This is a genomic window from Micromonospora sp. MH99, assembly GCF_021442385.1.
Lineage (GTDB): Bacteria > Actinomycetota > Actinomycetes > Mycobacteriales > Micromonosporaceae > Micromonospora.
This window is the reverse complement of sequence record NZ_MUZA01000072.1, coordinates 23,342-30,567: the sequence shown is the minus strand read 5'-3', so window position 1 is coordinate 30,567 and position 7,226 is coordinate 23,342. Positions and strand designations below refer to the sequence as shown.

Below are 7,226 nucleotides of genomic sequence, written 5' to 3'. Positions count from 1 at the left end.
CCGCCACCGCGGCTCCCGCCGACACGGCAACCGGCTCGGCACCCGCATCGGCGGTCGAGGCCGCACCGGCGGGCACGCTGACCGGCACCGCACCGGCGGGCACCGCAGCCGGCACCGCCGGCGTCTGGGCGTTGACCTCGCCCGCGGCCGCGGCCGTGGGGACCGCCGGGGCGAGCAGGCCGTGGTCGTTGAGCACCTGCATCCCGCCGGTCAGAAAGCGCAGCCCGACCAGTGCCGACAGCGTCAGGATCGCGACGTTGAGCAGCTTGAAGAAGCCGTAGTCGGGCGCGGTGATCAGGAAGAACAGGCTGATCGGCGCGAACGCCACCGCGAGCATCGAGGTGACCGTGATCGCGACCATCACCAGCGCCAGCGACTGGCGCACCGACAGTCGGGCACCGAACACCAGGTTGAACAGGTAGAGCGTGGGCAGGCAGATGGCCAGCGTGACAAGGAACAGCAGCGGCAGCTTCAGCGCGGACGTGAGCGCCATCAGCGGGCTGTGGAACGCCCCGAGCACCGCCCCGTAGCAGGCGAGCGCGATGGCGGAGCTGGCCAGCATCCGCCCGGTCAGCGCGTTGAGGTCGCCCTCGGCCACGATCTGCTGCCAGATGCCCTGCCGGTCGCGCAGGATGCGCTCGATGACGAGCGGACTGGGACGGTCACCCGACACGGGTGTTCCCCTCTCGGTGTGTCACATACTGGACTAGGTGGGCAGACGGTAGGACACCGGACGGACCTCCCGCCACCCCGCTACGGCGTGGCGTCACCGCCAACCCACGTCGATCCGGGCACCGCGCTCGTCGAAGAAGTGCAGCGCGTCCATCCGAACCGACACGGCGAGCGGATGACCGGCGGTGACCGCCGGGTAGGGCGCGAGCCGCACCGCCAACTCCGCCGGGCGGCGGTGGTGCCGGCCCGGGTCGGGGAGGACGCTGGTGCGCGCGGGGCCGTTCGGCACCTCCTCGGCCTCCACCGGCTTGCCGGTGAGCCGCTGCATCACCGCACCGAACCGGCGCAGGCCTCGCTGGCCCACGGGCGGCGGGTCCAGTGGCGCACCCATCTCGTCCACCATGATCGCGGTCGCCCCGATGTCGAGGAACGCCAGCGACTCGTGCCCGTGGTGCTCCAGATAGCGGATCCGGCCACGCAGGACGTCACCGGGGCTGTCCGGGGCGACCGGGGTGAGCGCCTCGGCACGCATCCCGACCACGATCCGCTCACCGTGGTAGTGCGCCACGGCCCGGCTGCGGATGTCGTTCCACGGCAGGTAGAGCGACTGCTCACCGAGGTTGAGCGTGACGTACCTGTCGAGGTGGACGTAGACCGACGCCTCCAGCAGGTTCATCCGGGGGCTGCCCAGGAAGGCGGCCACGTAGAGCGTCGCCGGACGGCCGTACACCTGGGTGGGTGTCCCCACGTCCTGGAGCACGCCGCGGCGCATGATGGCCACCCGGTCGGCCATGGTCAGCGCCTCGGCCTGATCGTGGGTGACGTAGACGGTGGTGACACCCAGCTCGCGGGTCAGCCCGGAGATCTCCGCGCGCAGCTCGGCGCGCAGCCCACTGTCCAGATTCGACAGGGGCTCGTCCATCAGGAACAGCCCCGGTCGTCGGACGATTGCGCGGCCCATGGCGACCCGCTGACGCTGGCCGCCGGAGAGCTGGCCCGGTTTGCGGGCGAGGACGTCATTGATGCCCAGGGCACTCGCCACGTCGGTGACCCGCTCACCGCGCGGCTCCGGTTCGATACCGGCAAGCCGCAACGGAAAGGCGATGTTGTCGCCAACTGTCATGTGCGGATAAAGCGCGAAATCCTGGAAGACCATTGCGATCTTGCGGTCGCGTGGCGGCAGGTCGTTCGCCAGTTCCCCGTCCAGCAGCACCGCGCCCTGTGTCGGATCCTCCAAACCGGCGATCATGCGCAGCACTGTGGACTTGCCGCAGCCGGAAGGCCCCAGCAACACCATGAACTCGCCGTCGTTCACATCCAGATTTATGCTGTCGACGGCCAACGTGCCGTCCTTGAAAACCTTGCTCACATCTTTGAGCGCGACGGTGCTCACCGTCACCTCCCCCAGGTCGTCGGCCGAACCCCCAGAAGACTGTGACCAGGATCATTCGTTTCGCACATCGGGTAAACGTCTCATGTTCGGCCCATGACACCGCTATTACGCGGCACGCGACGTCGTTGCGGTCAGCAGCCCGGCGACGGTTCGGGCTGCTCGCCGAGGAACACCCGGCGCACCACCCGTTCGGCCGCCTGCCCGTCGTCCAGCCGGCAGAACCGGCCCCGGAAGTGCTGGCGGGCCTTGTGCGCCGCGTCGGAGCGCACCGCGTCCGTGCGGAACAGGTCGAGCAGGTCGGTGAACGTGGCGGCCACCGCCCCCGGTGGCTCCGCGGTGACGTCGAAGTAGACACCCCGCGCCAGGCGGTACGCCTCCCAGTCCGGGGTGTAGAGCACGATGGGCCGGTCCAGCACCGCATAGTCGAACATCGCCGAGGAGTAGTCGGTGACCAGCACGTCGGCGACCAGATAGAGGTCCTCCACCCGCTGGTAGCCGCTCACGTCGCGCACCCGCTGGAAGTCCAGCGGCCGGCCGGGCCGGCGCTCCCGGTCGTGGAAGTAGTGGCTGCGCATCAGCAGCCGCCCCGAGTCACCGAGCGCGGCGACGAACCGGTCCGGGTCGAAGGGCGGCCGGTAGCCGGGCAGGTGCTCGCGGTGCGTCGGGGCGTACAGGACCACCTGCTCGTCGGGCTCGATGCCGAACTCGGCGCGTAGTCGGCGTACCTCGTCCGGACTGGCCGTGGCCAGCCGGTCGTTGCGCGGATAGCCCACCTCCAGCGTCGCGTAGGTGGCCGGGTAGGCCCGGTCCCACATCTGGGTGGAGAAGCTGTTGGCGCTGACGCTGTAGTCCCAGCGGTCCACCCGGCGCAGCAGGCCGGCGAAGTCCATCCGGCCCGCGCCGATCGGGTAACGCTGCTGGTCGAGCCCCATCACCTTGACCGGAGTGCCGTGGTGGGTCTGCACGTGCACCTGCTCCGGCCGCTTGTGCACGAAGTCCGGGTAGTTGACGTTGTTGACCAACCACCGGGCCCGCGCGAGGACCCGGTAGTACGCCGGGGTGCCGGCGACGACGTACTCCACCCCGGCCGGTACGGCGTCCACCCGGTCGCGGCGCACGATCCACACGCCCCGCACCTCGGGGGCCAGCCGGCGGGCCGCCTCGTAGATCGCCGCCGGATTGCAGGAGTACCCGCGGTACCAGTAGGCCGCGTACACGGCGAGCGTCGGGTCCACCGGCCGGCGCAGCTCGGCCCGGTAGTACTCGCGCAGCAGCCCGTCGCGGGTCAGCCGCGCGCCGCGCCGGGCCACCGGCCCGACCCGACGGCGGGCGGTACGCGCCTGCCTCCGTGCCGTGTCGCGGGCCCGGCTGGCGGCCCGCAGCGCGCTGAACGTCCGCCACCGGCCGGTCGCCACCAGCCGGTGCTTGATTCCCTCGACGCCCTCCGGCACCGGGTACCCGCCGTCCGGCAGCCACCGCGCGTAGTCGGCGGTGATCTGCGCGAAGAACGCCGGCCGCAGTTCCGGGGCGATCCGTTGACCGTTGCCGAGCACGGTCAGGTAGTGCCAGATCATCCGTTCGAAGACCGCCGGGCGCAGCTCGTCCACCGCCGGCGACCAGGCGTCCATCAGATGGAAGACCCGGTGCCACTGCGGGAACACCTCGAAGTGCCGGTCCCCTCTGGTCTTCGTGATCGCGCCCGCCCGACGTTGCCGGTAGTTGACGCAGACCCGGTCCAGTACGCCGATCCGCTGCGCCGCCATCAGCACGGGATAGCTGAACGAGACGTCCTCGTACCAGCCGTCCGAGAAGCGCAGTCCCAGCTCGACCAGAAACTCCCGGCGGACCAGCCGGTTCCAGGCGGTGTGCAGCAGCCGCATCGCCTCCGGCCGGTCCCGCAGCCGGAAGGTGGCAACTGGGGGCGCCTCCGGGAACACCTCGGCCATCGCGCTGCGGGTGGCGGTGTCGTTCCAGTGCGTCCGGACGTGGTCCACCAGCAGCACGTCCGGCCGGGTCGCGCGCAGCCGCTCGGCCACCTCCCGCAGGCAGTCCGGCACCAGCCAGTCGTCCCCGTCGATGAACCACACGTACTCGCCGACAGCCCGGTCCAGCCCGATGTTGCGGGCTGGACCGAGGCCGACGTTCTCCGACAGCCGGACCGACCGGACGCGCTGGTCGCGGGCCGCGTACTCGTCGATGATCTCGCCGCTGGCGTCGGGCGAGCAGTCGTCGACGGCGATCACCTCAAGGTCGGTCTCCGGCTGGCCGAGGATCGAGTCCAGGCACTCGCGCAGATATCCCTGCACCCGGAAGGCCGGCACCACGAAACTGATCAGGGTCATCCGGCCGTCCCTTCGTCAGCGCGGCGCGACACCTCCCGCGCCCACCGGCGCGGCCGACGCCCGCGCGCTACGGGCCGGCCGGACAAACCAGGCCAGGACGACGCTCGCCACGAAAACCACGAGAAGGTACGCACCGAGTGTAGCCATGCCGATACTCACGATGCCGGCAATCGCCGCGAGGGCCAGCAGCACCGAACGTCCGTCCCAGCCCAGGGTGGCGAGGTGCAGCGGCGGCGCCGTCTGCCGCTTCTCCAGTCGGGCCGTCAGGTCGTAGTGGTGCACGGCGAGCACGAAGACGTAGCCGAAGATCAGCCAGCCCGGCGCGTCGCCGACCACCCCGACGGCGATCGCGAACAGGTACTCGGCGGCCCGCAGCGCCGCCGGCACCAGCCAGTCCAAGGGGCCGTTGTGCGCGGCCCTGGCACCGAGGCCACCGGCCAGCAGCACCAGCAACGCCACCGGCACCGCCCACCGCAGTCCCGTCGGCGAGTCGCCCAGCAGGGCGGCGACCAGCAGCACCGCCGGGGCGAGCGCGGCGATCACCGCCAGGGTGAGCGGCCCCACCGGGCGGACCACCGGCAGCCGGCGGGCCAGCGGGCCGTCGTCGCGGTGCAGGGTCGCGTCGACCGTGTCCAGCACCGGCACCCGCATCCAGCGGGCCCGCAACGTGCGCAGGGCACCGGTGTACGCGAACGCCAACCCACCCCAGACCAGCACCGCGATGAGGCTGACCAGCGGGTTGAACAGCGCCACGGTCAGCGCGATCAGCGCCCACCGCTCACCGATCGGGAACACCACGGTCCGCTTCAGCCAGTACGACAGCGAGCCGGTGTCGGCCTGCACCCGCGTCGACGCGGCGTTCAGCCGGTCGCCGATGCCGCCGCTGGCACCCGCCGCCGTCCGGGGCCGGCGTGCCGCCTCGTCGTGCAGTACCCCGTACCAGGTGTCGGTCATGTGCCGGACGGTCTGCAACGTCATCGCGGCGATGGCGAGGGCCCAGCCGTTGCCCAGCCCGGCGTGACTGACGCCGAAGCCGAGACCGGCGTAGACCAGGTACTCCTTCGCCCGGTCGGCCATCGTGTCCAACCAACCGCCCCACGCGCTGAAGTGCCGGGTGTAGCGGGCCAACTGGCCGTCCACGCAGTCGAGCACGAAGCCGAGGTAGAGCAGCACCGCGCCGCCCACCAGCGCGGGCCGCCCGCCGACTCCGAACAGCACGGCGGCTGCCAGCGCGAACAGCACCGAGATCACCGTGACCCCGGTCGGGGTGAGCCGCAGCCGGGCGGCGAGCCGCACCACGTATGGCGACCAGGTGCTGACGAAGTACGTGGAGAAGAAGTCGTCCTTCTCCTTCACCGACAGCCGCAGCTCGGCGCGGTCCTCGTCGACAGCCGTCACCGCCGCCTCGGCGGCGACGAGCCCGGCCGAGTCCTCGACCCGGTGCGCCACGAGCAGGCGTACCCGCTGGGCGAAGATCAGGGTGCCGAGCGCCGCGAGACCCGCGACGAGCCGGTCCACGGCGGACCCGGGACCACCGGCGGCGGCCGAGCCCGCCGAGCCCACACCGCCGGCCACCGGCAGCGGCGACACGTCACCGGCCGGGCCGATCGGGGCGGCGACGGGCAGCATCTCGGACGCTGCGGCGCGGGCGGCGGCGGCGAGATTCGGCAGGTCGTCCACGCCGACCCGGAGCGCGCCACCGAACACGCCTGTGGCGTCACCGTCGAGGGCATCCAGGGGGCCGGCGTCGACGATCTGGCCGCGCTCCTCGCGCACGGCCGTCCGTCCGGGCACCGGCGGGTCGGTCAGCACCAGCGCCACTGTCGGTCCCACCGGACTGGTGGCGAGATGCCTCAGCACTGCGGTGTGCGCCACCAGGTCGGTGCCACTGATCAGCAGTGGCCCGTCGGCGTCATCGGCAAGCGCGGCCAGTTCGTCGAGGGCGGCGGCGAAGCGCACCTCGGTCGCCCCGGCCCGGCGCAGCTGGACGGCGAGCCGGTCGGCCAGCGGCTCGCCGGACGCGGTGGTCAGGCCCGCCGCGGGCGTCCCGGCGGCGAGCACGATCGCGAGCGTCACCGTGGAACCGCGGCGTTGTACGCGTCGAGCGCCTCGGCGATGGTGCCGTCGAGCGTCAACCGGCCCGCGTCGAGGTACAACCCTCGACGGCAGAACCGGGTCAGGTCCTTTTCGTTGTGTGACACCAGCACCAGCGTGCGCCCCTCTCCGAGCAGACGATCAATCGTCGCGTAACACTTCTCGCGGAACTCCGCGTCCCCGACCGCGGTCACCTCGTCCATCAGCAGGATCGGGTGCGGCAGGTGCGAGATGATCGCGAAGCCGAGCCGCACCTTCATCCCCGACGAGTAGTGCCGCACCGACGTGTCGATGGCCCGTTCCACCTGCTCACCCGCGAACTCGACGATCTCGTCGAAGTGCCGCTTCAGGTAGCCCGCCGACAGTCCGTGCAGCCCACCGACCAGGTGCAGATTCTCCCGCCCGGTCAGGTCGTTGGAGAAACCGGCGGACAACTCCAACAGCGGCGCCACCGCGCCGTGCACCCGGATGTCGCCCTCGTCGGGGATGAGCACCCCGGCGATCAACCGCAGCAGGGTGCTCTTGCCGGTGCCGTTGCGGCCGATCACCCCGACGGTGTCACCGGGCGCCACGGTGAACGACACGTCGCGCAGCGGCCAGAACTGACCGGGCAGGGCGCCGCGCCCGCCCCGGTGGATGAACAGCTCGCGCAGCCGCAGTTGGCGGCGACGGTTGCGGACGAACCGGATGCCCAGACCGTCCGCCTCGATGATCGGCGTGGCCAT

The 7,226-nt window shown here is 71.5% G+C and carries 4 protein-coding genes and 1 pseudogene; all 5 read right to left on the bottom strand.

The window, feature by feature from the left end; translation table 11 throughout:
- A pseudogene (locus tag B0E54_RS27200) lies at nucleotides 1–673 on the bottom strand (hypothetical protein); the annotation flags it as partial.
- A gap of 93 nt (nucleotides 674–766) precedes the next feature.
- Complete coding sequence (locus B0E54_RS27195) at nucleotides 767–2,065, bottom strand: ABC transporter ATP-binding protein (RefSeq protein WP_234589050.1); 1,299 nt, start codon at nucleotides 2,063–2,065, stop codon at nucleotides 767–769.
- Between the two features lie 131 nt (nucleotides 2,066–2,196).
- Nucleotides 2,197–4,407 carry a bifunctional glycosyltransferase family 2 protein/CDP-glycerol:glycerophosphate glycerophosphotransferase gene (locus B0E54_RS27190; protein ID WP_234589049.1) on the bottom strand — a complete coding sequence of 737 codons (2,211 nt, stop codon included), beginning with the start codon at nucleotides 4,405–4,407 and terminating at the stop codon, nucleotides 2,197–2,199.
- A 15-nt stretch (nucleotides 4,408–4,422) separates the two neighbouring features.
- On the bottom strand, nucleotides 4,423–6,483 hold the full coding sequence (locus tag B0E54_RS27185) for a DUF5941 domain-containing protein (RefSeq protein WP_374109325.1): 2,061 nt from the start codon (nucleotides 6,481–6,483) through the stop codon (nucleotides 4,423–4,425).
- A complete protein-coding gene (locus B0E54_RS27180; protein ID WP_234589048.1) occupies nucleotides 6,480–7,226 on the bottom strand; it encodes an ABC transporter ATP-binding protein in 747 nt (248 codons plus the stop codon). Before B0E54_RS27180 ends, B0E54_RS27185 begins: the two co-directional genes overlap by 4 nt.